At 59.5% G+C, this 24,014-nt stretch carries 21 protein-coding genes; 12 read left to right on the forward strand and 9 right to left on the reverse strand.

The features are described from left to right. Positions 1–62 precede the first annotated feature (62 nt). Genes lsrG through lsrA form a run of 6 tightly spaced genes read right to left on the reverse strand, consistent with a single transcriptional unit; the run spans position 63 to position 5,748 of the window. On the reverse strand, positions 63–356 hold the full coding sequence (gene lsrG, locus NI40_RS19300; protein ID WP_008503162.1) for a (4S)-4-hydroxy-5-phosphonooxypentane-2,3-dione isomerase: 294 nt from the start codon (positions 354–356) through the stop codon (positions 63–65). Beyond that, positions 353–1,240: a 3-hydroxy-5-phosphonooxypentane-2,4-dione thiolase gene (lsrF, locus tag NI40_RS19305; RefSeq protein ID WP_033146707.1), complete on the reverse strand. Its 888-nt coding sequence runs from the start codon at positions 1,238–1,240 to the stop codon at positions 353–355. The genes lsrG and lsrF overlap by 4 nt, the downstream gene beginning before the upstream one ends. Before the next feature lie 11 nt (positions 1,241–1,251). Beyond that, positions 1,252–2,253 carry an autoinducer 2 ABC transporter substrate-binding protein LsrB gene (lsrB, locus tag NI40_RS19310; protein WP_033146708.1) on the reverse strand — a complete coding sequence of 334 codons (1,002 nt, stop codon included), beginning with the start codon at positions 2,251–2,253 and terminating at the stop codon, positions 1,252–1,254. 1 nt (position 2,254) lies between these two features. Further along, the gene (gene lsrD, locus NI40_RS19315; protein ID WP_039260482.1) at positions 2,255–3,232 is read right to left on the reverse strand and encodes an autoinducer 2 ABC transporter permease LsrD; all 978 of its coding nucleotides are present in this window, start codon (positions 3,230–3,232) and stop codon (positions 2,255–2,257) included. Continuing rightward, positions 3,233–4,264 (reverse strand): autoinducer 2 ABC transporter permease LsrC, encoded by a 1,032-nt coding sequence (lsrC, locus tag NI40_RS19320; protein WP_039260481.1) that lies wholly within the window; start codon positions 4,262–4,264, stop codon positions 3,233–3,235. After that, complete coding sequence (gene lsrA, locus NI40_RS19325; protein WP_039260480.1) at positions 4,261–5,748, reverse strand: autoinducer 2 ABC transporter ATP-binding protein LsrA; 1,488 nt, start codon at positions 5,746–5,748, stop codon at positions 4,261–4,263. The genes lsrC and lsrA overlap by 4 nt, the downstream gene beginning before the upstream one ends. 215 nt (positions 5,749–5,963) lie before the next feature. Here lsrA and lsrR point away from each other — a divergent pair, with 215 nt between their 5' ends. The 3 genes from lsrR to NI40_RS19340 all read left to right on the forward strand — a co-directional run bounded on the left by lsrR (position 5,964) and on the right by NI40_RS19340 (position 10,795). Continuing rightward, the gene (gene lsrR / locus NI40_RS19330; RefSeq protein ID WP_039260477.1) at positions 5,964–6,935 is read left to right on the forward strand and encodes a transcriptional regulator LsrR; all 972 of its coding nucleotides are present in this window, start codon (positions 5,964–5,966) and stop codon (positions 6,933–6,935) included. Positions 6,936–6,967: 32 nt separating this feature from the next. Continuing rightward, on the forward strand, positions 6,968–8,566 hold the full coding sequence (gene lsrK / locus NI40_RS19335; RefSeq protein ID WP_039260475.1) for an autoinducer-2 kinase: 1,599 nt from the start codon (positions 6,968–6,970) through the stop codon (positions 8,564–8,566). Positions 8,567–8,773: 207 nt separating this feature from the next. Continuing rightward, entirely contained in the window at positions 8,774–10,795 is a 2,022-nt protein-coding gene (locus tag NI40_RS19340) for an NADPH-dependent 2,4-dienoyl-CoA reductase (RefSeq protein ID WP_039260474.1), read from the forward strand. 118 nt (positions 10,796–10,913) lie between these two features. On the opposite strand, the gene rlmG is transcribed toward NI40_RS19340, so the two are convergent. Next, on the reverse strand, positions 10,914–12,050 hold the full coding sequence (rlmG, locus tag NI40_RS19345) for a 23S rRNA (guanine(1835)-N(2))-methyltransferase RlmG (protein ID WP_023333530.1): 1,137 nt from the start codon (positions 12,048–12,050) through the stop codon (positions 10,914–10,916). An 83-nt stretch (positions 12,051–12,133) separates the two neighbouring features. On the opposite strand from rlmG, the gene NI40_RS19350 reads away from it, so the two are divergent. From NI40_RS19350 to sstT, 4 genes are all read left to right on the forward strand, one after another. Continuing rightward, the gene (locus NI40_RS19350) at positions 12,134–12,637 is read left to right on the forward strand and encodes a YgjP-like metallopeptidase domain-containing protein (protein WP_023333531.1); all 504 of its coding nucleotides are present in this window, start codon (positions 12,134–12,136) and stop codon (positions 12,635–12,637) included. Positions 12,638–12,707: 70 nt separating this feature from the next. Next, entirely contained in the window at positions 12,708–13,706 is a 999-nt protein-coding gene (locus tag NI40_RS19355; protein WP_039260472.1) for a Gfo/Idh/MocA family protein, read from the forward strand. 251 nt (positions 13,707–13,957) lie between these two features. Then, on the forward strand, positions 13,958–14,926 hold the full coding sequence (locus tag NI40_RS19360; protein ID WP_029739669.1) for a TerC family protein: 969 nt from the start codon (positions 13,958–13,960) through the stop codon (positions 14,924–14,926). Positions 14,927–15,145: 219 nt separating this feature from the next. Continuing rightward, positions 15,146–16,387, forward strand: coding sequence for a serine/threonine transporter SstT (sstT, locus tag NI40_RS19365; RefSeq protein WP_029739668.1), 1,242 nt, complete (start codon positions 15,146–15,148; stop codon positions 16,385–16,387). 139 nt (positions 16,388–16,526) lie between these two features. Here sstT and NI40_RS19370 read toward each other — a convergent pair whose 3' ends face one another. Then, positions 16,527–18,014: a UxaA family hydrolase gene (locus tag NI40_RS19370; RefSeq protein ID WP_039260470.1), complete on the reverse strand. Its 1,488-nt coding sequence runs from the start codon at positions 18,012–18,014 to the stop codon at positions 16,527–16,529. A gap of 17 nt (positions 18,015–18,031) precedes the next feature. Beyond that, positions 18,032–19,444, reverse strand: a complete 1,413-nt coding sequence (gene uxaC / locus NI40_RS19375; protein WP_039260469.1) for a glucuronate isomerase — start codon at positions 19,442–19,444, stop codon at positions 18,032–18,034. Positions 19,445–19,919: 475 nt separating this feature from the next. Here uxaC and NI40_RS19380 point away from each other — a divergent pair, with 475 nt between their 5' ends. From NI40_RS19380 to NI40_RS19400, 5 genes are all read left to right on the forward strand, one after another. Continuing rightward, the gene (locus tag NI40_RS19380) at positions 19,920–21,218 is read left to right on the forward strand and encodes an MFS transporter (RefSeq protein ID WP_023333537.1); all 1,299 of its coding nucleotides are present in this window, start codon (positions 19,920–19,922) and stop codon (positions 21,216–21,218) included. Between the two features lie 115 nt (positions 21,219–21,333). Continuing rightward, positions 21,334–22,110, forward strand: a complete 777-nt coding sequence (gene exuR / locus NI40_RS19385) for a transcriptional regulator ExuR (protein ID WP_023309288.1) — start codon at positions 21,334–21,336, stop codon at positions 22,108–22,110. Between the two features lie 344 nt (positions 22,111–22,454). Then, positions 22,455–23,117, forward strand: a complete 663-nt coding sequence (gene yqjA / locus NI40_RS19390; RefSeq protein ID WP_024906405.1) for a DedA family general envelope maintenance protein YqjA — start codon at positions 22,455–22,457, stop codon at positions 23,115–23,117. A gap of 2 nt (positions 23,118–23,119) precedes the next feature. After that, entirely contained in the window at positions 23,120–23,503 is a 384-nt protein-coding gene (gene mzrA / locus NI40_RS19395; RefSeq protein ID WP_039260467.1) for an EnvZ/OmpR regulon moderator MzrA, read from the forward strand. A gap of 142 nt (positions 23,504–23,645) precedes the next feature. Beyond that, positions 23,646–24,014: a DUF1090 domain-containing protein gene (locus tag NI40_RS19400; protein ID WP_023309291.1), complete on the forward strand. Its 369-nt coding sequence runs from the start codon at positions 23,646–23,648 to the stop codon at positions 24,012–24,014.

Below are 24,014 nucleotides of genomic sequence, written 5' to 3' on the forward strand. Positions count from 1 at the left end.
GCCTACCGCACCGTCCCGCACCCCGTAGGCCCGGTAAGCGTTAGCGCCACCGGGCAAAGCCGCTACTCCGGCAACAGCCCCACAAAACTGCGTTTCTTGCGCGGCTCCGACATCAGCTCCTCAAGCTTATCCACGCACGCCAGATAGTGCGGGGTTTGCTTGTGCGCCAGCACCGCCTCTTCGTCTTTATAGGCTTCGTAGATAAAGAACCGGGTTTTCACCCTCGGATCCTGCAATACGTCAAAACGCAGGTTTCCCGGCTCCTGGATTGCCCCCTCGTGGTTGGCGCGAAACACCTCCAGAAATTCGTCCACCCGCTCGGGCTTAATGTTGATCTCCACCAGCGTCACGTTCATTTTGCTTCTCCCTGTTTCTCATCCTGCCAGAACTGGAACGCATCGCGGGCGTTCCAGTTCTCGTGAACCACTTTTTTCACCGCCTTCAGCATGGCGAGCGGCGCGCTGGACTGGAAGATGTTGCGCCCCATGTCCACGCCCGACGCGCCCTGGTCGATCGCCCGCCAGCACATTTCCAGCGCCTCGTGCTCCGGCAGCTTTTTGCCCCCGGCGATCACGATCGGCACCGGGCAGCTGGCGGTCACTTTTTCAAAGCCCTCGTCCACGTAGTAGGTTTTGACGAACTGCGCGCCCATTTCGGCGGCGATGCGGCTGGCCAGCGAGAAATAGCGCGCGTCGCGCGCCATCTCTTTACCGACGCCCGTCACCGCCAGCGTCGGCATACCGTAGCGCGCGCCCGCATCGACAAGCTTGATGATGTTGTTGATCGACTGGTGTTCAAACTCGCTGCCGATGTAAACCTGCGCCGCCACCGCGCAGACGTTCAGGCGCAGCGCGTCCTCCATCGCCACCGCCACGCACTCGTTCGACAGTTCGCCCAGAATCGAGTTACCGCCCGAGGCGCGCAGCACCACCGGTTTGTTCGTCGCGGCAGGCACCTGGCTCCTGAGGATGCCGCGGGTGCACATCAGCACGTCGGTTTCGCCAAACAGCGGCGCGATGGAGAGATCGATACGCTCAAGGCCGGTGGTCGGCCCCTGAAAGTAGCCGTGGTCAAAGGCCAGCATCACCGTGCGGTTGCTCTGCGGGTTGAAGATGCGCGCAAGCCTGGACTGCATGCCCCAGTCCAGCGAGCCGCAGCCCTTCAGGGTGTACGGCACATTCTGCTGCGGCGTGCCGATGCCAAAATCCTTGCCGTCTTTGATGTCGTCTAAATCAGCCATTTGCTCCCCCGTCAGAAATCGTATTTGCTGATGTTCTCTTTGGTGAACACCACGCGCTCCGGCAGCAGCACGATGCCGTTGCCCTTCGCCTCATACTGGTAGCCCTGCACGCTGTTCGGCTCGACCTTCAGCGCGCCGATATTTTTTACGTCCACGCTGTCGCCGACGTTAAGATCGCCTTTTTTCAGCAGGCGATCGGCGACGTTGACCGCAATTTTCCCCTGTTGCACCACATCCCACAGGCCGAAGGCTTTCACCGTGCCGCGCTCAACGTACGGGCGCATCACGTTCGGCGTGCTGAAGCCGACAATCGCCACCCCTTCCCGCTTCAGGTTTTCCGCCGCCTGCGCCGCCGCCGGCAGCGCGTTGGCGTCCGGGGCGATAATCGCATCCAGATCCGGATAGGCTTTTAAGATCCCTTCAGCGGTTTGCAGAGATTTGGTGGCGTCGTTATAGCCAAACTGGGTCGTCACGACCTGCCACTGGGGGTGATCTTTCTCGATTTTGGCCTTCGCCTCTTTCACCCACTGGTTCTGGTCGGTGACGGTCGGGCTGGAGTAGAAGAACGCCACTTTAGCGTTCGGTTTGGTGACCTGTTTGCCCGCCATCTCCACCAGCAGGCCGCCCAGCTGCTCCGGCGTCCCCTGGTTGATGTAGATGCTGCGGCACTCCGGTTTGGTGTCGGAATCCCAGGTCAGGACCTTGACGCCGCGCTGCATCGCGCGCTTGAGCGCCGGGCAGAGGCCGTCCGGCGACACGGCGGAGACGATAATGGCGTTATAGCCCTGGTTAACGAAGTTATTGATGAGCTGCACCTGCCCGGAGACGCTCGGCTCGGTTGGGCCGTCGTAGGTCACGTCCACGCCGAGGTCTTTCCCCGCCTCTTTCGCGCCGTTGCCGCCACTGGTGAAGAACCCCACGCCCACCAGCTTCGGGATAAAGGCGATGCGGTCCGCCGCCTGCGCCGAGGCGAAGCTGAGGGCCATTGCCAGGACTATCAGTTTTGTTTTCATCTTACGCTCCGGATAGTTTTCTAAAGAGAGAACGCACCCACTCGCGGTGCAGACTCAGCGAACGTCCCATCACCACCACAACCAGCAGCGCCCCTGACAGCGCGCTCGACACCTGGTTAGGGATGCCGACCATCTGTAAACCCTGCTGCAGGTAGCCCACCAGCAGCGCCGCCAGCGCCGTACCAACAACCGAACCTGACCCGCCGTAGATATTAGCCCCGCCGAGCACGGCGGCGGTGAGCGCGGGCATCAGCAAATCACGCCCCAGATCCGAACGCGCGGAGCCGAAATAGGAGACCATCACCAGCGCGGCAACCGCCGAGGCCACGCCCACCAGCCCGTACAGCGCGTAGGGCATGCCGTTCACCGACAGCGCCGCATAGCGCGCCGCGCGCGGGTTTTGCCCGATCAAAAACAGATGGCGACCAAAGCGCCCGCGGTGGGTAATCAGCCAGAAGAAAAACGTAATTACCGCGAACAGCACCAGCGGGATCGGCAGGCCCAGCACCGTGAGGTTAGCGAACGCCGTGAAGCCGTCCGGGAAGCCGCCGATGCCCTCGTAGCCCGTCGCGCCCGCCATGCCGGAGAGCAGCAGCGCGCCGCCGCCGTAGAGGTAAAGCGTGCCGAGGGTGATGACTAAAGGACTAATGCCGGTGTAGTGGATCAGCGCCGCATTCAGCAGCCCGCACAGCAGGCCGAGCAGCAGCGTCAATGGAATAGCGACCGCCATCGGCCACCCCGCCTGCATCATCACGCCCAGCGCGATGGCGCACAGGCCGATGGTTGAGCCGAGGGAGATGTCGATCCCGCCGCTGATAATCACCAGCGTAAGCGGCAGCGCCACGATGCCGATGCAGATGAAGTCGCTGGTGCTGAACAGCAGCATGTTGACATCGAGCATGCGCGGGTTGATGGCGCCAAAGAGCAGGATCTCCAGCACCAGTAAAATCAGCAGCGCGCTTTCCCAGTTAAGCCTCATTTACGCCACCTCTTTTTTGCGTTTGGGAAACGGGGTGACGTGCTTTCCCCCTTTGTTACCCGGCTGGAAGCGACCGTACTTCAGCGCCCGCTGATGGCGCGCCAGCGCCTGGCGCAGACGCCCGTCGAGCACCAGCACACCCAGCAGCACCAGCCCGGCGATAAAGTCGTTCCACCACGCCGGGAGCCTGAACAGCACCAGCACGGTGTCGATTTGGGTCAGGAAGAAGGCGCCGAGCAGCGCGCCAATCAGCGTGCCCGTGCCGCCCAGCAGCGAAATACCGCCGAGCACGCAGGCGGCGATGGCCTTCATCTCCAGCCCGCTGCCGGTCTGGTTGGGCACAAAGCCAATCTGCGCGGCAAAGACGATCCCGGCGCAGGCCGCCAGCATGCCGTTGAGGGTAAAGGCGATCATGCGGGTGCGGTTCACCGCCACGCCCAACTGTCGCGCGGCGGCGAGGTTATCCCCCACCGCGTAGAAATCACGCCCGAACGCGGTGCGCGAGAGCGTCCACGCGCCGGTGACCGCGATAATCAACACCAGCATGCCGAGCGGCGAAATGCCGACGGCGGCAGGCTCAGAGAGGGATTTCAGCCCGGGCGGCAGCCCTTCAATCCACTTTCCGCCGGTCCAGAGCAGCATTGCCCCGCGGTACAGCCCCAGCGTGCCGAGGGTGGCGACAATCGCCGGGATGCGCAGCCCCACCACCAGGAACCCGTTGAACGCCCCGGCCAGCGCGCCAATAGACAGCGCGAAGAGAATGGAAACGGGAAGGCTGTAGCCGCTATTAAGCGCCACGCCGACGGCGATGGCGGACAGCCCGACGATGGAACCGACGGACACGTCGATATTGCGGGTCAGCATCACCAGCGCGGCACCGATGGCCAGCAGGATCAGGATCTGCGAGCTGGCGAAAATCATCCCCAGCGTCTGTAAACTCAGGTAGGACGGATTCAGCGCCACCAGCACGGCGAACAGCGCCAGGATGGCGAGGAACGCGCTCAGCTCGCGGTTTTTCAGCAAGGTCTTCATGACTGCCCTCCGAATGCCAGCGCCATCATCCTGTCGAGGCTGACGGCGTGGCGCGGCAGCTCGCCGCTGAGCACGCCCTGATGCATCACCAGCACGCGGTCCGCAAGGCCCGGGAACTCGTCAAGATCGCTTGAGATCATCAGCACCGCCACGTTCTGCGCCGCCACGCTTTTTATCAGCTGATAGATGTCGGCGCGCGCCGAGACGTCCACTCCGCGCGTCGGTTCATCGACGATCAGCAATAAGGGGTTGGCCTCCAGACAGCGCGCCAGCAGCACCTTCTGCTGGTTGCCGCCGGAGAGCGTGCGCACGGTTTGATCCGCATGGTTGAGCTTGATCCCCAGCGCCCGGTGATAGCGCTCCACCACCGCAGCCTCCCGCTTGCGCTGCTGCCAAATCGACGGCTCGTTCAGCGCCACGGTGTTCCAGCGGATCGGCGCGTCGAGGAACAGGCCGGACACCTGCCTGTCTTCCGGCAGGTAGACCAGCCCTTTTTCCAGGCGTGAACTTACCGGCTCGGCGGTAATGTCCTGATTCTCCAGCCAGACGCGTCCGCCGCGTACCGGCCGCAGGCCGTAGAGCGTTTCCGCAAACTCGGTGCGCCCGGATCCCACCAGCCCGGCCAGGCCGACGATCTCGCCGGCGTAGATCTCAAGGCTGAGATCGATAAAGCCTTCCCCGGTGAGATCCTCCACCCGCAGCACCGGGAAATCCTGCGGCTGGGTGCGGCGGTTGCCCGGCAGCGCCAGCCACAGCTTTTGCGTATCGCTGAGGGATTTCTCCCGGCTTACCGGCGTCATGGCGGCGATCAGGGCGCTGTCGTCAAACTGCGCGGTTTCACCGCTCAGCACCACCGCGCCGTCGCGCATCACCGAGACGTGGCTTGCCAGCTGGCGAATCTCCGGCAGCTTGTGCGAGATAAAGACAATCCCGACGCCGAGCGCCTGCAGGGCGCGGATCTGGCGGAACAGCCGCTCGGTTTCGCCGGGCGTGAGGGAGGCCGTGGGTTCGTCGAGGATCAGGATCCTCGCGTTGCGCATCAGCCCGCGCAGGATCTCCACCATCTGCTGATCCGCCACTTCCAGGGTGCTGGCGGCGGCGTCGAGGTTAAGCTGGCACTGGAGCTGCTGGAGCTTCTCCGCCAGGCGCTTTTCCAGATCGCGTTCGCGCGGCAGGCGAAACAGGATGTTTTCCCGCACCGTCAGGTTGGGGAACAGCAGCGGCTCCTGCGGCACCAGATAAATGCCTAACCCGTGCGCCTGAGCGGGCGTGAGCCGCGCATATGACTGCCCCTCGACAGAAAGTTCACCGCCGTCCGGCGTTTCGACCCCGGCGATGATCTTCATCAGCGTCGATTTTCCCGCGCCGTTTCCGCCCATCAGGGCGTGCACCTGGCCCGCAAGCAGCGTGAAATCAATGCCTTTTAAGACCGGCACGCCTGAGAACTGCTTGCTGATATTCTGCGCGTCGAGAAGTGGTGTCATCATCGCTCCACTATTGAACAAATGATTTTTAGATTTAATAATGTTCAAAAGCGTAGACGGTGAACTATATTTACAACCGTGCAGGGATCACAGTTTTATCGATTGAGATTCAGATAAACCAGAAACGATCTAAAAGATCCGTTTTGTCGCGTGGCTCACACTTTCCCTTCGCGCCATCACGAACATATGATCTAAATTTTTATAAGAGTTCAACTATGAGCGATAAACGCACTGCGGAAGAAGGACGGTTTGCCGGGCTGGCACTGGCGGAAGAGGAGCTCGTGGCGCGCGTGGCCTGGTGCTACTACCACGACGGATTAACCCAGAACGACATCGGCGAGCGGCTCGGGCTGCCGCGCCTGAAAATCTCCCGCCTGCTGGAAAAAGGCCGTCAGTCCGGGGTGATCCGCGTGCAGATCAACTCCCGCTACGAGGGCTGCCTGGCGCTGGAGACCGAGCTACAGCAGCGCTTTGGCCTGAAGCTGGTGCGCGTGATGCCCGCGTTAAATACGCCGCCGATGAACGTGCGGCTCGGCATTGGCGCGGCGCAGTCGCTGATGGGCGTACTGGAGCCCGGCCAGCTATTAGCGGTGGGGTTTGGTGAAACCACCATGAGCTGCCTGCAGCACCTGAGCGGCTTTATCAGCTCGCAGCAGATCCGCCTGGTGACGCTCTCCGGCGGCGTCGGGCCGTACATGACCGGTATCGGCCAGCTGGACGCGGCCTGCAGCGTCAGCATGATCCCCGCCCCGCTTCGCGTGTCATCCGCAGAGGTGGCCGGGATCTTAAAACGCGAAACCAGTGTGCGGGACGTGATCCTCGCCGCGACCGCCGCCGACGTCGCTGTGGTCGGCATTGGTTCAGTGAACCAGCGCCGTGACGCCACGATACTGCGATCCGGCTATATCAGCGAAGGTGAACAGCTGATGTACGCCCGCAAAGGCGCGGTCGGCGACATTCTCGGTTATTTCCTCAATGCCGAAGGGGAATGCGTCGAGGAGCTGGAGATCCACAAAGAACTGCTGGGCGTCACGCTCGATGAACTGGCGCAGCTGCCCACCATCGTTGGCGTGGCCGGAGGAGAAGAGAAAGCCGATGCGATTTATGCCGCACTGAAGGGTCGCCGTATCAATGGCCTGGTGACGGAGGAGACGACAGCCCGCGCGGTGCTGGCTCTGGCCGACTAAGAGCCGCCCTGCGCTAACAACGAGGCAAGCTCATGAGTTACCTTTTAGCGTTAGATGCAGGGACAGGCAGCGTTCGCGCCGTGATTTTCGATTTACAGGGCAACCAGATTGCCGTCGGCCAGGCCGAGTGGAAGCACCTGAGCGTGGAGAACGTGCCGGGATCGATGGAGTTCGATCTGGAGACCAACTGGCAGCTGGCCTGCCGGTGCATTCATCAGGCGCTGGAACGTGCGTGCCTGAGCGCGGCGGATATTCAGTCCGTCGCCTGCTGCTCGATGCGCGAAGGGATCGTGCTGTACGACCGCAACGGCGAGGCCATCTGGGCCTGCGCCAACGTCGACGCCCGCGCCAGCCGCGAGGTGGCCGAACTCAAAGAGATCCACGACGACCGTTTTGAATCCGAGGTGTATGAGGTTTCCGGCCAGACGCTGGCGCTGAGCGCCATGCCGCGCCTGCTGTGGCTGGCGCACCATCGTCCTGACATCTACCGTAAAGCCGCCACCATCACCATGATCAGCGACTGGCTGGCGGCGAAGCTCTCCGGCGAGCTGGCGGTCGACCCGTCTAACGCGGGCACCACCGGCATGCTGGATCTCTTCTCCCGCGACTGGCGTCCGGCGCTGCTCGACATGGCCGGGCTGCGCGCCGATATCCTCTCCCCGGTGAAAGAGACCGGTACCGTGCTGGGCGCGATTACCAAAGAGGCCGCTCAGCAGAGCGGCCTGCGCGAAGGCACGCCGGTGGTGATGGGCGGCGGCGACGTGCAGCTGGGCTGCCTGGGGCTGGGCGTGGTCCGCGCCGGACAAACGGCGGTGCTGGGCGGTACCTTCTGGCAGCAGGTGGTGAACCTGCCGCAGGTGCGTACCGACCCCGAGATGAACATCCGCGTGAACCCGCACGTTATCCCCGGCATGGCGCAGGCGGAGTCGATCAGCTTCTTTACCGGGCTGACCATGCGCTGGTTCCGCGACGCCTTCTGCGCCGAGGAAAAGCTGATTGCCGAGCGGATGGGGATGGACACCTATTCCCTGCTGGAAGAGATGGCCAGCCGCGTACCGGCTGGCTCCCACGGGGTGATGCCGATCTTCTCCGACGCGATGCATTTCAAGCAGTGGTACCACGCCGCGCCGTCGTTTATTAACCTCTCCATCGACCCGGAAAAGTGCAACAAAGCGACGCTGTTCCGCGCCCTGGAGGAGAACGCGGCGATCGTCTCGGCCTGCAACCTGGCGCAGATTTCGCGCTTCTCCGGCGTGACGTTTGAAAGCCTGGTGTTTGCGGGCGGCGGGGCCAAAGGCGCCCTGTGGAGCCAAATTTTAAGCGACGTCACCGGGCTGCCGGTGCGCGTGCCGGAAGTGAAAGAGGCGACGGCGCTCGGCTGCGCGATTGCCGCAGGCGCGGGCGCGGGGCTGTTTGCGGATATGGCCTCGACGGGCGAGCGGCTGGTGAAGTGGAGCCGCGAGTTCACGCCGAACCCGCAGCACCGCGAGCTGTACGACGGCATGATGCAGAAATGGCAGGCGGTGTACGCGGACCAGCTCGGGCTGGTGGACAGCGGGCTGACGACGTCGATGTGGCAGGCCCCGGGGTTAGTAAAAACCCACACCCCTCACCCTGCCCCTCTCCCCTGAGGGGAGAGGGAAAAAACCAGATCGAGCCAATTCTTTGAGACCGCACCAGCCAGTCCCCTCTCCCCTCAGGGGAGAGGGTTAGGGTGAGGGGCGAAGTTCTTTGAGATCTATCACAATCATTCGATCCCGCTTTTACCTTTCCGCTCCCGCTGGCTAAATTAGTAACTCATCCGACCACATAACAATAATTTTACACTGGAAGAGACTATGAGCCGCTACCCGTCGTTATTCGCCCCCCTCGATCTGGGGTTCACCACACTCAAAAACCGCGTGTTGATGGGCTCGATGCACACCGGGCTGGAGGAGCATCCGGACGGGGCCGAGCGTCTGGCAGCCTTCTATGCCGAGCGCGCCCGCCACGGGGTGGCGCTGATTGTCACCGGCGGCGTGGCCCCGGCGCCTTCCGGCGTGGGCATGGAGGGCGGCGCGGTTCTGAACGATGCGTCACAGCTGCCGCACCACCGCATTGTGACCGACGCGGTACACCGCGAGGGCGGTAAAATCGCCCTGCAAATCCTGCACACCGGACGCTACAGCTATCAGCCGAACCTGGTCGCGCCGTCGGCCATTCAGGCGCCAATCAACCGCTTTAAACCTCACGCCCTCAGCCACGATGAGATCCTGGCGCTGATCGACGACTTTGCCCGCTGCGCGGCGCTGGCGCGCGAGGCGGGCTATGACGGCGTGGAGGTGATGGGCTCGGAAGGCTACCTGATCAACGAGTTCCTCGCGGCCCGCACCAACCAGCGCGATGACGAATGGGGCGGCGACTACGCCCGCCGGATGCGCTTTGCCGTGGAGGTAGTGCGCGCGGTGCGCGAACGTGCGGGCGCAGACTTTATTATCGTTTTCCGCCTGTCGATGCTCGACCTGGTGGAAGGCGGCGGCACGTTCGACGAAACCGTGCAGCTGGCGCAGGCGATTGAAGCCGCCGGTGCCACCATTATCAACACAGGGATTGGCTGGCACGAGGCGCGCATCCCCACCATCGCCACGCCGGTGCCGCGCGCGGCGTTCAGCTGGGTAACACGGAAGCTGAAAGGCAAAGTCTCTGTTCCACTGGTCACCACCAACCGCATTAACGATCCGCAGGTGGCGGACGATGTGATTTCACGCGGCGACGCCGACATGGTGTCGATGGCGCGCCCGTTCCTGGCCGATGCCGAACTGCTCTCCAAAGCGCAAAGCGGCCGTGCGGACGAGATCAACACCTGCATCGGCTGTAACCAGGCCTGTCTGGATCAGATCTTCGTCGGCAAGGTCACCTCTTGCCTGGTTAACCCGCGCGCCTGCCATGAAACCAAAATGCCGATCGTTCCGGCGGTTAATAAAAAGCGTCTGGCCGTGGTGGGCGCTGGCCCCGCGGGCCTGGCGTTTGCGGTGAATGCCGCCTCGCGCGGGCACAGCGTGACGCTGTTTGATGCGCTGGCGGAGATTGGCGGGCAGTTTAATATCGCCAAACAGATCCCCGGCAAAGAGGAGTTCTATGAAACCCTGCGCTACTACCGCCGGATGATCGACCTGACGGGCGTCGAGCTGCGGCTTAATCAGTTTGTCAGCGCGGCGGATCTGATCGGTTTCGACGAGGTGATCCTGGCGAGCGGGATCGTGCCGCGCACGCCTGCGATCGAGGGTATCGATCATCCGAAGGTGTTGAGCTATCTGGATGTATTGCGTGACAAAACGCCGGTCGGTGAGAAGGTGGCGATTATCGGCTGCGGCGGGATCGGCTTTGATACCGCCATGTACTTAAGCCAGCCGGGCGAGGCCACCAGCCAGAACATTGCCGAGTTTTGCGTGGAATGGGGTATCGACACCAGCCTGAACCAGTCCGGCGGGCTACGCCCGGAAGGGCCGCAGCTGCCGAAAAGCCCGCGCCAGATCGTGATGCTGCAGCGCAAGGCCAGCAAGCCGGGCGAAGGGCTGGGCAAAACCACGGGCTGGATCCACCGCGCCACCCTGCTCTCGCGCGGGGTGAAGATGATCCCGGCGGTGGGCTACCAGAAGATCGACGACGAGGGTCTGCACGTCACGATCGGCGGCGAGCCGCAGCTGTTACGTGTGGATCATGTGATTTTATGCGCCGGGCAGGAGCCGAAGCGCGATCTGGCCGATCCGCTGCGCGAAGCCGGTAAAACGGTGCATTTGATCGGCGGGTGCGACGTGGCGATGGAGCTGGACGCGCGGCGGGCAATTGCGCAGGGGACGAAGTTGGCTCTGGCGATCTAGGACATTGCCGGGCGGCAGGGTAAAAGCAAAACGGCAACCCAGTTGCCGTTTTTAGCGTTTGCTCCCTCTCCCTGTGGGAGAGGGCCGGGGTGAGGGCATCAGGCCGCACATAACAGTCTTACCGACGACGCCCCAGCTTCACCGCTTTCAGCACCACGAACTTGTTGTTCGTCGCAATGGTGACGCAGTTGCCGAAAATCTTCTTCAGCTTGTGGAAGTAATCCAGGTGGCGGTTCGCCACGATGTACAGCTCGCCGTTGATTTTCAGGCAGCGGCGCGCGTGGTGGAACATCTCCCACGCGACGTTATCCGTCAGGGCGTGCTTCTGGTGGAACGGCGGGTTGCAGAACACGGCGTTGAAGCGGAACGGCTCTACGCCGGACAGCGCGTTGTTGATCATAAACTCGCAGCGGTCCAGCGCTTCCGGCATGTTGGTTTCCACGTTCAGACGGCTGGAGGCCACCGCCATCGGCGACTCGTCGCTGAACACCACGCTGGCGTCCGGGTTCTTCGCCAGCAGCGTCAGGCCAATCACGCCGTTACCGCAGCCCAGATCGACGATTTCACCTTCCAGATTTTCCGGCAGATGTTCCATAAAGAAACGCGCCCCGATATCCAGCCCGGTGCGGGAGAAGACATTCGCATGGTTGTGGATGGTCCAGTCGGTGCCTTCCAGCTTCCAGCTCAGCGTCTCCGGCGCGTCGGCCAGCTCCGGCGCGCTGAAGGTGCAGTTGATCAGGCGCGCTTTTTTCCAGGCCAGCGTCGTGGTGGTCGGGCCGAGGACTTTCTCGAACAGCTCGAGCGTCGAGGTGTGAATATCGCGCGCTTTAGCGCCCGCGATAATGCGCGTTTCCGGCGTCACGACCTTACGCAGCGCGCGCAGCTGTTGCTCCAGCAGCGCCATGGTTTTTGGCACTTTGATCAGCACCACGCCCGGCGCCTGCGGGTAGTCCGCGGTGCTGTCGAGGAACTTCACGCTGGACTCTTCGATGTCGTTATGGCGCAGGTTTTCACGCGTCGCCAGCTCGCTCAGGTAGGAATCGCCGATGCTGTATGGCGTGTGCTCCGCCAGGGCGCAGCCCAGCGCGCCAAAGGCGTCATTCAGGATCAAAACCGGGCCGCGGATTTCAGTCTCATCCAACTGCTGCAGCAGATATTCATCCGCCGCTTCCCACGCCATGAGCGGGTTAACGTCGTCCGTTTCCGGGAAACGTTTAAGGTTGAGTGAACGGAAACCGTTGTCTAAGTGGCTCATCGGCCCTCCTGAATGGTAAAATTTGGCGTATCCCTGAAAAGGGTGCGTGAGTATACCCGTTTTCGCATTAATTTGGGCTTTTGATGAACCAACTTACTTATCTCCAGGGCTATCCGGAGCATTTACTGACTCAGGTTCGCAGCCTGATTGCCGAGCAGAAGCTCGGCGCGGTGCTGGAAAAACGCTATCCCGGTACGCACGATTTCGCGACCGATAAGGCCCTCTGGCAGTATACGCAGGATCTGAAAAGCCGGTATCTGAAGAGCGCGCCGCCGATCAACAAGGTGATGTACGACAACAAGATCCACGTGCTGAAAAACGCGCTCGGCCTGCACACCGCCATCTCCCGCGTACAGGGTGGCAAGCTGAAAGCGAAGGCCGAAATCCGCGTCGCGACGGTTTTCCGTAACGCGCCGGAAGCCTTCCTGCGGATGATCGTCGTCCACGAGCTGGCACACCTGAAAGAGAAAGAGCACGACAAAGCGTTCTATTCCCTGTGCTGCCACATGGAGCCGCAGTACCACCAGCTGGAGTTTGATACCCGCCTGTGGCTTACGCATTTATCGTTAAATGGTAATGCGGAATAGCGCACGCGAATTGTCATGATGACGTGCTACAGTGGCTAAAGGTTCCCCGCTACGGAGTACGTAAACGTTTATGATACGTTTCGCAGTCATTGGTACGAACTGGATCACGCGCCAGTTCGTCGACGCCGCCCACGAAACCGGCAAACTTAAGCTTACCGCAGTCTATTCCCGCAGCCTTGAGCAGGCGCAGAGTTTTGCCAACGATTACCTCGTTGAGCATCTCTTCACTTCGCTTGATGACATGGCGCAAAGCGACGCCATTGACGCGGTGTATATCGCCAGCCCGAACTCCCTGCACTTCCCGCAAACGAAGCTGTTCCTCAGCCATAAAAAGCATGTGATTTGCGAGAAGCCGCTGGCGTCAAATATTGAGGAAGTGGAAGCGACCATTGCGCTTGCCCGCGAAAACCAGGTGGTGCTGTTCGAAGCGTTCAAAACCGCCAGCCTGCCGAATTTCCTGCTGCTGCAGCAGTCCCTGCCGAAAATTGGCAAAGTGCGTAAAGCCTTTATCAACTACTGCCAGTACTCGTCGCGCTATCAGCGCTATCTGGACGGCGAGAACCCGAACACCTTTAACCCGGCGTTTTCGAACGGCTCGATTATGGATATCGGTTTCTACTGCCTGGCCTCTGCCGTGGCCCTGTGGGGCGAACCGCACGGCGTCAGTGCGCAAGCCAGCCTGCTGGAGAGCGGCGTGGATGCGCACGGTGTAGCGGTGCTGGATTACGGTGATTTCAGCGTCACGCTGCAGCACTCCAAGGTGAGCGATTCCGTGCTGCCGAGCGAAATTCAGGGCGAAGCGGGCTCGCTGGTTATCGAGAAGATCTCCGAGTGCCAGAAAGTGAGCTTTGTGCCGCGCGGCGGCAAAGCGCAGGAGCTGACGCAGCCTCAGCATATTAACACTATGCTCTATGAGGCAGAGGTCTTCGCCCGTCTGGTGGAAGACAACGAAGTGAATCACCCCGGCCTCGCGGTGAGCCGCACCACGGCGAAGCTGCAAACGGAGATCCGTCGCCAGACCGGCGTGGTATTCCCGGCAGACGGCGTGAGCGCGGAAGCGATCGCGTAAAGCTGTGTAATGAAACGGCGCAGACCATTGACGAAACCAATGGTCTGACATATTTTGTTACCTGCAAAGGGGAGTAACTTCTTCGCCGGTGGATCGTCATTACGATGCGTTAAACACGCATCCGGTCGCCGGGCAACCTTCGTGGTTGTAAGTGAGACCTTGCCGGAAGGCGAGGTCTATGCATAAAAAGCTAACGGCTATCGTCTTCTGACCATGGCCGTTTTTGTTTTTTTATGTGTAAGGAAAATAGTATGCATTCTGTCGGCACTCCAATGTTGTGGGGCGGATTCGCGGTTGTCGTGCTCATCATGCTGGCGATCGACCTCTTTTTGCAGGGCCGTCGCGGCGCGCACGGCATGAGCATCAAACAGGCTGCGGCCTGGTCTCTGGTGTGGGTCACCCTCTCCCTGCTGTTCTGTGCCGCCTTCTGGTGGTACCTGGCGTCGACCGAAGGCCGCGCGGTGGCCGACCCTCAGGCGCTCGCCTTCCTCACCGGTTATCTGATTGAAAAAGCCCTGGCGGTTGATAACGTCTTCGTCTGGCTGATGCTGTTCAGCTACTTTGCCGTGCCTGCTGCCCTGCAGCGACGCGTGCTGGTGTACGGCGTGCTGGGCGCGATTATCCTGCGTACCATCATGATCTTCGCCGGCAGCTGGCTGATTACCCAGTTCGAATGGCTGCTGTACGTCTTTGGCGCGTTCCTGCTGTTCACCGGGGTCAAAATGGCGCTGGCGAAAGAGGACGGCTCCGCGATTGGCGATCGCCCGCTGGTGAAGTGGATCCGTGGGCATCTGCGCATGACCGACAAGATCGAGAGTGAGCACTTCTTTGTGCGCAAGAACGGCCTGCTGTTCGCCACTCCGCTGCTGCTGGTACTGATTCTGGTTGAGCTAAGCGACGTGATTTTCGCGGTGGACAGCATTCCGGCGATCTTCGCGGTGACCACCGACCCGTTCATCGTCCTGACGTCTAACCTGTTCGCCATTCTCGGCCTGCGTGCGATGTACTTCCTGCTGGCGGGCGCGGCGGAGCGCTTCTCGATGCTGAAGTACGGTCTGTCGGTGATCCTGGTGTTTATCGGCATCAAGATGCTGATCGTCGATTTCTACCATATCCCGATCGCCATTTCGCTCGGCGTGGTGTTTGGCATTCTGATCGTGACGCTGATTATCAATACCTGGGTTAACCGCCAGCACGATAAGAAGCAGCAGGTGGAATAATCCCCCTCACCCCGGCCCTCTCCCACAGGGAGAGGGTGAACACACTTTTGTAACGCAGCAGTTAAAAAATATGATGCAACACGTAAAATCCAGCATTTTACGCTTCCTTCCTTTCGCGCATTCCCTATACTCGACCAGGCAAACATTTACTTACATCCGGACATAAATGTGACTAAGAGCACATCCGGGATGGAACGCAATTTCACTCAGGAAATACGTATGAGCACACAATCAAGCGGACTGTTCGCGCGCCTGGCGCAGGGCAGCCTCGTTAAACAAATTCTGGTCGGGCTGGTGCTGGGTATTCTGCTGGCGATGGTGTCAAAACCTGCTGCGGAGGCTACGGGGCTGCTCGGGACCCTTTTCGTTGGCGCACTGAAGGCCGTGGCACCGGTACTGGTTCTGATGCTGGTCATGGCGTCAATTGCCAACCACCAGCACGGACAAAAAACCAACATTCGCCCCATTCTGTTCCTGTATCTGCTGGGAACCTTCTCGGCTGCCTTAACGGCCGTGGTGTTTAGCTTCCTGTTCCCGTCCACGCTACACCTGACCAGCGCGGCCGGTGACATCACGCCGCCATCCGGCATTGTCGAAGTGCTTCGCGGACTGCTGATGAGCATGGTTTCTAACCCCATCACCGCGCTGATGAGCGGAAACTACATTGGCATCCTGGTCTGGGCGATTGGCCTGGGCTTCGCGCTGCGTCACGGTAACGACACCACGAAAAACCTGGTCAACGATCTGTCCAACGCCGTGACCTTTATGGTGAAGCTGGTGATTCGCTTTGCGCCAATCGGTATTTTCGGGCTGGTCTCCTCTACGCTTGCAACCACCGGTTTCGACGCGCTGTGGGGCTACGCGCAGCTGCTGGTTGTGCTGGTCGGCTGTATGCTGCTGGTGGCGCTGGTGATCAACCCTCTGCTGGTGTTCTGGCAGATCCGCCGCAACCCGTATCCGCTGGTGCTGACCTGCCTGCGCGAGAGCGGAGTGTATGCCTTCTTCACCCGCAGCTCTGCGGCGAACATTCCGGTTAACATGGCGCTGGCGGAGAAGCTGAACCTGGACCGCGATACCTATTCCGTGTCGATCCCGTTGGGCGCAACCGTGAACATGGCGGGCGCGGCAATCACCATCACCGTGCTGACCCTGGCGGCGGTGCATACGCTGGGCATTCCGGTGGATCTGCCAACCGCATTGCTGCTGAGCGTGGTGGCGTCACTGTGCGCCTGTGGCGCATCCGGCGTAGCGGGCGGTTCGCTGCTGCTGATCCCGCTGGCGTGTAATATGTTCGGCATCCCGAACGAGATTGCGATGCAGGTTGTGGCCGTCGGCTTTATCATCGGCGTGCTGCAGGACTCCTGCGAAACAGCGCTGAACTCCTCTACCGACGTGCTGTTTACCGCAGCGGCCTGTCAGGCGGAAGACGCGCGTTTAGCGAAGAATGCCCTGCGCAGTTAAAAACAAAAGCCCGGTGTCGGCTACGCCTTACCGGGCCTACAGAGTAAATGCAAAACGGCAACCCTGAGGTTGCCGTTTTTAGTGTTTGTACCCTCTCCCCGTGGGAGAGGGTAAGGGTGAGGGCATCAGCCCGCACCGATTAAAGCGTCACACCACTCTTAAAGATCGCCAGCTCGCGGAAGTCGTTCTTCTCGTTACAGGTCTGCCTGCCGTTAGCAAATTCCACGATAGTATCCACGAACTCCGTCAGCAGCTGCGGCATCGCTTTGCCGTGAATCAGCTGGCCCGCATCAAAGTCGATCCAGTGCTTTTTCTTTGCCGCCAGCTCGCTGTTGGTGGCGATTTTCACAGTCGGCACAAAACCGCCGTACGGCGTGCCGCGACCGGTACTGAACAGCACCATATGGCAGCCCGCTCCCGCCAGCGCGCTGGTGGCGACCGCATCGTTGCCCGGTGCGCTCAGCAGGTTCAGACCGTGGGTTTTCAGGCGCTCGCCGTAGCGCAGCACGTCAACCACCTGGCTCGCGCCCGCTTTCTGGGTGCAGCCGAGGGATTTCTCTTCCAGCGTGGTGATCCCGCCCGCTTTGTTGCCCGGCGACGGGTTCTCGTAAATCGGCTGATTGTGGGCGATGAAATACTGTTTGAAGTCGTTCACCATGGTGACGGTCTTCTCAAAGGTCTCTTCGTCGCGGCAGTGGCTCATCAGAATACGCTCCGCGCCGAACATTTCCGGCACTTCGGTCAGCACCGTCGTGCCGCCGTTGGCAATCACGTAATCCGAGAAGCGGCCCAGCATCGGGTTAGCGGTAATGCCGGAAAGGCCATCTGACCCGCCGCACTCCAGCCCAAACTTCAGCTCGCTCAGCTTGCCCGGCTCGCGCCTGTCGTGGCGCATCACCTCATAAAGCTGGTGAAGCTGTTCAACGCCCGCTTCCACTTCGTCGTCCTGATGCTGGCACACCATAAAATGCACGCGCTCGGGATCGAACTCGCCCAGCGTGTCGCGGAAGGCGTCAACCTGATTGTTCTCGCAGCCCAGGCCAATCACCAGCACCGCGCCCGCATTCGGATGACGCACCATGTTTTGCAGCATGGTGCGGGTGTTAATGTGGTCGTCACCGAGCTGGGAACAGCCGTAGGTGTGGCTGAAGAGATGCACGCCGTCAGTCCCTTCGGCGTTGTTGGTCTCTTTCAGGAAGCGCGTCTGGATCTGGCGCGCAATTCCGTTGACGCAGCCGACGGTCGGGAGGATCCACAGCTCGTTGCGGATCCCCACGGCACCGTTGGCGCGACGGTAGATCTGCACCTCACGATCGGCCGCCTGACGCTCTTCCGCCGGTAAATCAGGTTGATAGCTGTACTCGTCCAGATCGCTCAGATTGGTGCGGGTATTGTGTGAGTGAATGTATTCACCCGGCGCAATATCCGCCAGCGCATGGCCGATGGGCAAACCGTACTTCACCACGTTCTCCCCTTTCGCAATGGGGATCAGGGCAAACTTGTGTCCACGGACGATCGCCTGACGCAGGGTGACGCTCTGGTTATCAACGGTCACCACGTCGCCTTCAGCGAGATCCGTCAGCGCGACGGCCACGTTATCCAGCGAATGGATTTTGATGTATTGCATATCAACCTCAAACGGCCTTAGTTCAGTTCAATGGCGAAGTAGTCACGCGCATTGTTAAAGCAGATGTTTCTCACCATTTCGCCCAGCAGCTGGATATCCGCTGGCGCTTCGCCCGCGTGTACCCAGCGGCCAATCATCTGGCACAGAATGCGGCGGAAATATTCATGACGGGTATAGGACAGGAAGCTGCGGCTGTCGGTCAGCATGCCGACAAAGCGGCTCAGCAGACCCAGCTGCGCGAGCTGCGTCATCTGACGCTCCATGCCATCTTTCTGATCGTTAAACCACCAGCCGGAACCGAACTGCATCTTGCCCGGCATCCCTTCGCCCTGGAAGTTGCCGACCATGGTACCCAGCACTTCGTTATCGCGCGGGTTCAGGCAGTACAGGATGGTTTTAGGCAGCAGGTTTTGTTCGTTCTGTTTGCTCAGCAGTTTTGACAGCTCTTCCGCCAGCGGACGATCGTTGATGGAGTCGAAGCCCACGTCAGCACCGAGCAGTTTGAACTGGCGCTGGTTGTTATTGCGCAGCGCGCCGATGTGGTACTGCTGTACCCAGCCGCGACGCGCGTATTCCGCACCGAGAAATACCAGCACCGCCGTTTTGAACTGCGCCACTTCGTGCTCGCTTAAGCCTTCGCCAGAGAGACGACGCGCCAGAATGCTGTCCAGCTCGGCTTCGTTTGATTCCGCAAACAGCACCACGTCCAGCGCGTGGTCAGACACTTTACAGCCGTGCGCCGCGAAGTGATCCAGACGTTTGGTCAGCGCGGTTTGCAGGTCAGCGAAACGACGGATGTCGGTATCCGACACTTCCGCCAGCTTCTCCATGTAGTCGGTGAAGGTGGCCTGCTCAATGTTGAAGGCTTTGTCCGGGCGCCAGCTTGGCAGCACTTTGATATCGAAAGAGGTGTCTTTTGCGACAACGGCATGATGCTCCAGGGAGTCAATCGGATCGTCGGTGGTGCCCACCATCTTCACGTTCATCTGCTTCATGATGCCGCGCGCGGTGAAGTTATCCTGCGCCAGCAGCGCGTTGCACCGATTCCAGATTTCATCCGCGGTCGTTGGGGAGAGCAGCTTGCCGGTGATGCCAAACGGACGGCGGAGTTCAAGATGGGTCCAGTGGTAAAGCGGGTTGCCGATGGTGTGCGGAACGGTTGCCGCCCAGGCGTCAAACTTCTCACGGTCGGTCGCATCGCCGGTACACAGGCGCTCCGCCACGCCGTTGGTGCGCATGGCACGCCATTTATAGTGGTCACCCTTCAGCCAGATGTCATACAGGTTTTTGAAGCGATAATTTTCGGCAACCTGCTGCGGCGGTAAATGGCAGTGGTAGTCGAAAATCGGCTGGTCTTTTGCGTAGTCGTGGTACAGGCGGCGAGCAAATTCGGTATCTAACAGAAAATCTTCGGTCATAAACGGCGTCATTATCGTCTTCCTCATTACGGGAGCGCAGAAAGCGTATGTTCATATGCTGCAAAGTTATCACACCAATTTCCACCAACCGAAGCTTTTTTCGTGAGTGAGATCAATAAACGCCAACAAATAAATTACCCTCAATGAAGCAAACCCTTCTGCAGACCGCGCCAATACTGGCTTTGCGCGCGACGATTAATGTCCCCACAAAGAATCATACATTTGTGATGTCACTCACCTTTTAAAGATGTATGACAAGTTATCTTTTCGCCGTCGCAAACTATAAGCCGACGGAATGCATTACCGGTGTGAGAGACATCGGGTTTAACGGTACGGATACCGACTTATGCACGCTTACTTATGGCAAGGTTCGGGCCGCTCCGGGACATGCTCCTGGTTACGCCCCTCCCGTTACACAACTGCTCCCGGAAACGGTTGAGAGGTTGCCGTGCTCTGGCGCGGAAATAACATAACGATGAGGTTTTAGATGCGTAAAATTAAAGGGTTACGTTGGTATATGATCGCACTGGTGACGTTAGGCACCGTGCTGGGCTACCTGACGCGTAACACCGTGGCAGCAGCAGCGCCAACGTTGATGGAAGAGCTGCATATCTCCACGCAGCAATACTCCTACATCATTGCCGCCTATTCCGCGGCGTATACCATCATGCAGCCTGTTGCGGGCTACGTGCTGGATATTCTCGGTACCAAAATCGGTTATGCCTTCTTCGCCATCGCCTGGGCGGTGTTCTGCGGTGCAACCGCGCTGGCAGGCAGCTGGGGTGGACTGGCGCTGGCGCGCGGTGCGGTCGGTGCGGCTGAAGCCGCGATGATCCCGGCGGGCCTGAAGGCCAGCTCCGAGTGGTTCCCGGCGAAAGAGCGTTCCATTGCGGTCGGCTACTTCAACGTGGGCTCGTCCATTGGGGCGATGATAGCGCCGCCGCTGGTGGTGTGGGCCATCGTGATGCACAGCTGGCAGATGGCGTTCATCATCTCAGGCGTGCTGAGCTTTGCCTGGGCGATGGCGTGGCTGATTTTCTACAAACACCCACGCGATCAGAAAAAGCTCTCCGAAGAAGAACGCGAATACATCATTGGCGGTCAGGAAGCGCAGCATCAGACCAACAACGGCAAAAAAATGACCGTCTGGCAGATCCTGGGCACCCGTCAGTTCTGGGGTATCGCCCTGCCGCGCTTCCTGGCTGAACCGGCCTGGGGTACCTTTAACGCGTGGATCCCCCTGTTCATGTTTAAAGTCTACGGCTTTAACCTGAAAGAGATCGCGATGTTCGCCTGGATGCCGATGCTGTTCGCTGACCTGGGCTGTATCGTGGGCGGCTACCTGCCACCGCTGTTCCAGCGCTGGTTTGGCGTGAACCTGATCGTTTCCCGTAAGATGGTGGTGACCATGGGCGCGCTGCTGATGATCGGCCCTGGCATGATCGGCCTGTTCACCAGCCCGTACGTTGCCATTGCCCTGCTGTGCATCGGTGGCTTTGCGCACCAGTCCCTGTCCGGCGCGCTGATTACGCTCTCGTCTGACGTCTTTGGTCGTAACGAAGTGGCAACCGCCAACGGCCTGACCGGCATGGCCGCCTGGACCGCGAGCACCATGTTTGCACTGGTGGTCGGCGCGCTGGCGGATACCATCGGCTTCAGCCCGCTGTTCGCGGTGCTGGCGATCTTCGACCTGATGGGTGCGGTGGTTATCTGGACGGTGCTGAAAAGCAAATCGGCAGAGGAGCTGGCGAAAGAGTCCCTCGGAAAACCGGCAACGCAGAGTTAGCGAAAATGCGTTTCACCGAAGCCGCCTCCGGGCGGCTTTTTTAATGGCATAATCTGGAGAGTGGCACGCAAAAGTGGTATAACAAATCATCTGCCGTACCCTGCCTGGAGCGCATATGGAAATCACCGAACCACGTCGTTTGTATCAACAACTTGCTGCGGAGCTGAAAGATCGCATCGAGCAAGGGGTCTATCTTGTCGGTGATAAACTTCCCGCCGAGCGCTTTATCGCGGATGAAAAAAGCGTCAGCCGCACGGTGGTGCGTGAAGCGATTATCATGCTGGAAGTGGAAGGCTACGTTGAGGTACGCAAAGGCTCCGGCATTCACGTGATTTCTAATCTGCCGAAACACTCTCCCGTCGCGGACGAAAGTCTGGAATTCGCCAGCTATGGCCCGTTTGAGCTGCTCCAGGCTCGCCAGCTGATCGAAAGCAATATCGCTGAGTTTGCGGCGACGCAGGTGACCAAGCAGGACATCATGAAGCTGATGGAGATCCAGGAGAATGCCCGTAAGGAGAAATGTTTCCGCGATTCAGAGTGGGATCTGCAGTTCCACGTTCAGGTCGCCCTGGCAACCCAAAATACGGCCCTGGCGGCAATCGTTGAAAAAATGTGGACTCAGCGCGTTCACAACCCGTACTGGAAAAAACTGCACGACCATATCGATTCCCGTACCGTCGACAACTGGTGCGACGATCACGACCAAATCCTTAAGGCGCTGATTCGTAAAGATCCGCATGCCGCCAAGCTGGCGATGTGGCAGCACCTGGAAAACACCAAGCAGATGCTGTTCAACGAAACCAGCGATGACTTTGAATTTAACGCTGACCGCTATCTTTTTGCCGATAATCCGGTTGTTCATCTCGATACGGCTTCCAGTGCCGCAAAATAGATGACCTTTCTGCTGGCAGGCGCTACGTCGCGCCTTCCGGCTTACAGGAGTAAGCAAAACATATATAGTGTCAGCCTTTGTAAATCCCCTCGCTCACTTCCTGGGCTTACGCCAAAATCAACTCACCCCTGCAAATTCTGTGACGCAGAACGTTGGGCTTTGTTACAATTGGATTCAATTCCTTATTTTGTAAGTTAGTGCTTGCTAACCAGCCAATTAACAGGGAACAGTGTTGGCCACACCGCAATGTGTCCGCGAGCGACCATAATGAAATCACAACAATGTCGCCGTGCTGTTTGTCCCGGATAACAGGCGTGACGTTAACCGATTTCCAGGAACACTGAATGGAACTTTTGACCCAACTGCTGCATGCCCTCTGGGCGCAGGATTTTGAAACGCTGGCCAACCCTTCCATGATTGGCATGCTCTATTTCGTCCTGTTTATGATCCTGTTCCTTGAGAACGGTTTGCTGCCTGCTGCCTTCCTGCCCGGTGACAGTTTGCTGGTACTTGTCGGCGTGCTGTGTGCCAAAGGGGCGATGGCGTTTCCACACACCATTTTATTACTGACCGTGGCGGCCAGCCTCGGCTGCTGGGTGAGCTATATCCAGGGACGATGGCTGGGCAATACCCGGATCGTCCAGAACTGGCTCTCTCATCTTCCTGCGCATTATCACCAGCGGGCGCACCACCTTTTCCACAAGCACGGGCTTTCCGCGCTGTTGATTGGCCGCTTTATCGCCTTTGTTCGCACCCTGCTGCCGACCATTGCCGGTCTGTCGGGGTTGAGCAGCACGCGCTTCCAGTTCTTTAACTGGATGAGCGGCCTGCTATGGGTGCTTATTCTGACGACGCTCGGCTATGCGCTGGGTAAAACCCCGGTCTTTATGAAATATGAAGATCAGCTGATGTCCTGCCTGATGCTGCTGCCAGTGGTTCTGCTGGTCTTCGGCCTGATTGGCTCACTGGTTGTCCTGTGGAAGAAGAAATACGGAGCCAGAGGCTAACGATGGCTATCTCACCGCTCGCCCTGCGCCGTTTTGCCGTTGCCGTGATTACGCTGATCGTCCTCAGCGCCATGCTGCTGGCATGGAGCGCGCTTTCGCATCAGGAATCGACGCTGGCTATTCGCCCGGTAAACCAGGGCGCCAGCGTGCCTGACGGTTTTTCTGTCTGGCATCATCTGGACGCGAACGGGATCCGCTTTAAGAGCATTACCCCGCAGGACGATGTTTTACTGATCAAGTTTGATTCCCGTGCGCAAAGTGCCGCCGCGAAAGTGGTTCTCGACCGTACGCTGCCGCACGGGTATATCATTGCCCAGCAGGAAGATGACAGCCAGCCTGCAGCCTGGCTGTCATTGATTCGCGATACGTCGCATCGGTTTGGATAACTTCCAGGATTCCGAATCTTTTCACTCACTTTGGTTAATCCCCCGTTTACTTACTATGCTTAAGTACGCGGAGCACCCCTCGATGTACTCCGCATAACTTTGGATAGCGGCTAACGCCGCAACACAATGGAAGGTTTCGATAATGAAATTCCGCATGACTCTGGCTCTGGCCCTTTTTTCTTTAAGCACAGCATCCTTCGCAAACTCTCTCTGTCAGGAGAAAGAACAGGATATTCAGCGTGAGATCGGTTATGCCGAAAAGCATAACAATCAGCACCGTGTTGATGGTCTTAAAAAAGCGCTGAGCGAAGTGAAAGCGAACTGTTCAGACAGCAAGCTTCGTGCCGACCACAAGAAGAAAATCGCTGAACAGAAGGACGAGATAGCCGAGCGCCGTCGCGACCTGCAGGAAGCGAAAGAGAAAGGAGATGCGGAAAAAATTGCTAAGCGCGAGAAGAAGTTGAAAGAAGCGCAGGACGACCTGAAAGCGCTGGAAGCTCGCGATTATTGA

The sequence above is a fragment of the Enterobacter sp. E20 genome (genome assembly GCF_000801755.2).
In the GTDB taxonomy this organism is placed as follows: Bacteria; Pseudomonadota; Gammaproteobacteria; order Enterobacterales; family Enterobacteriaceae; genus Enterobacter; species Enterobacter asburiae_B.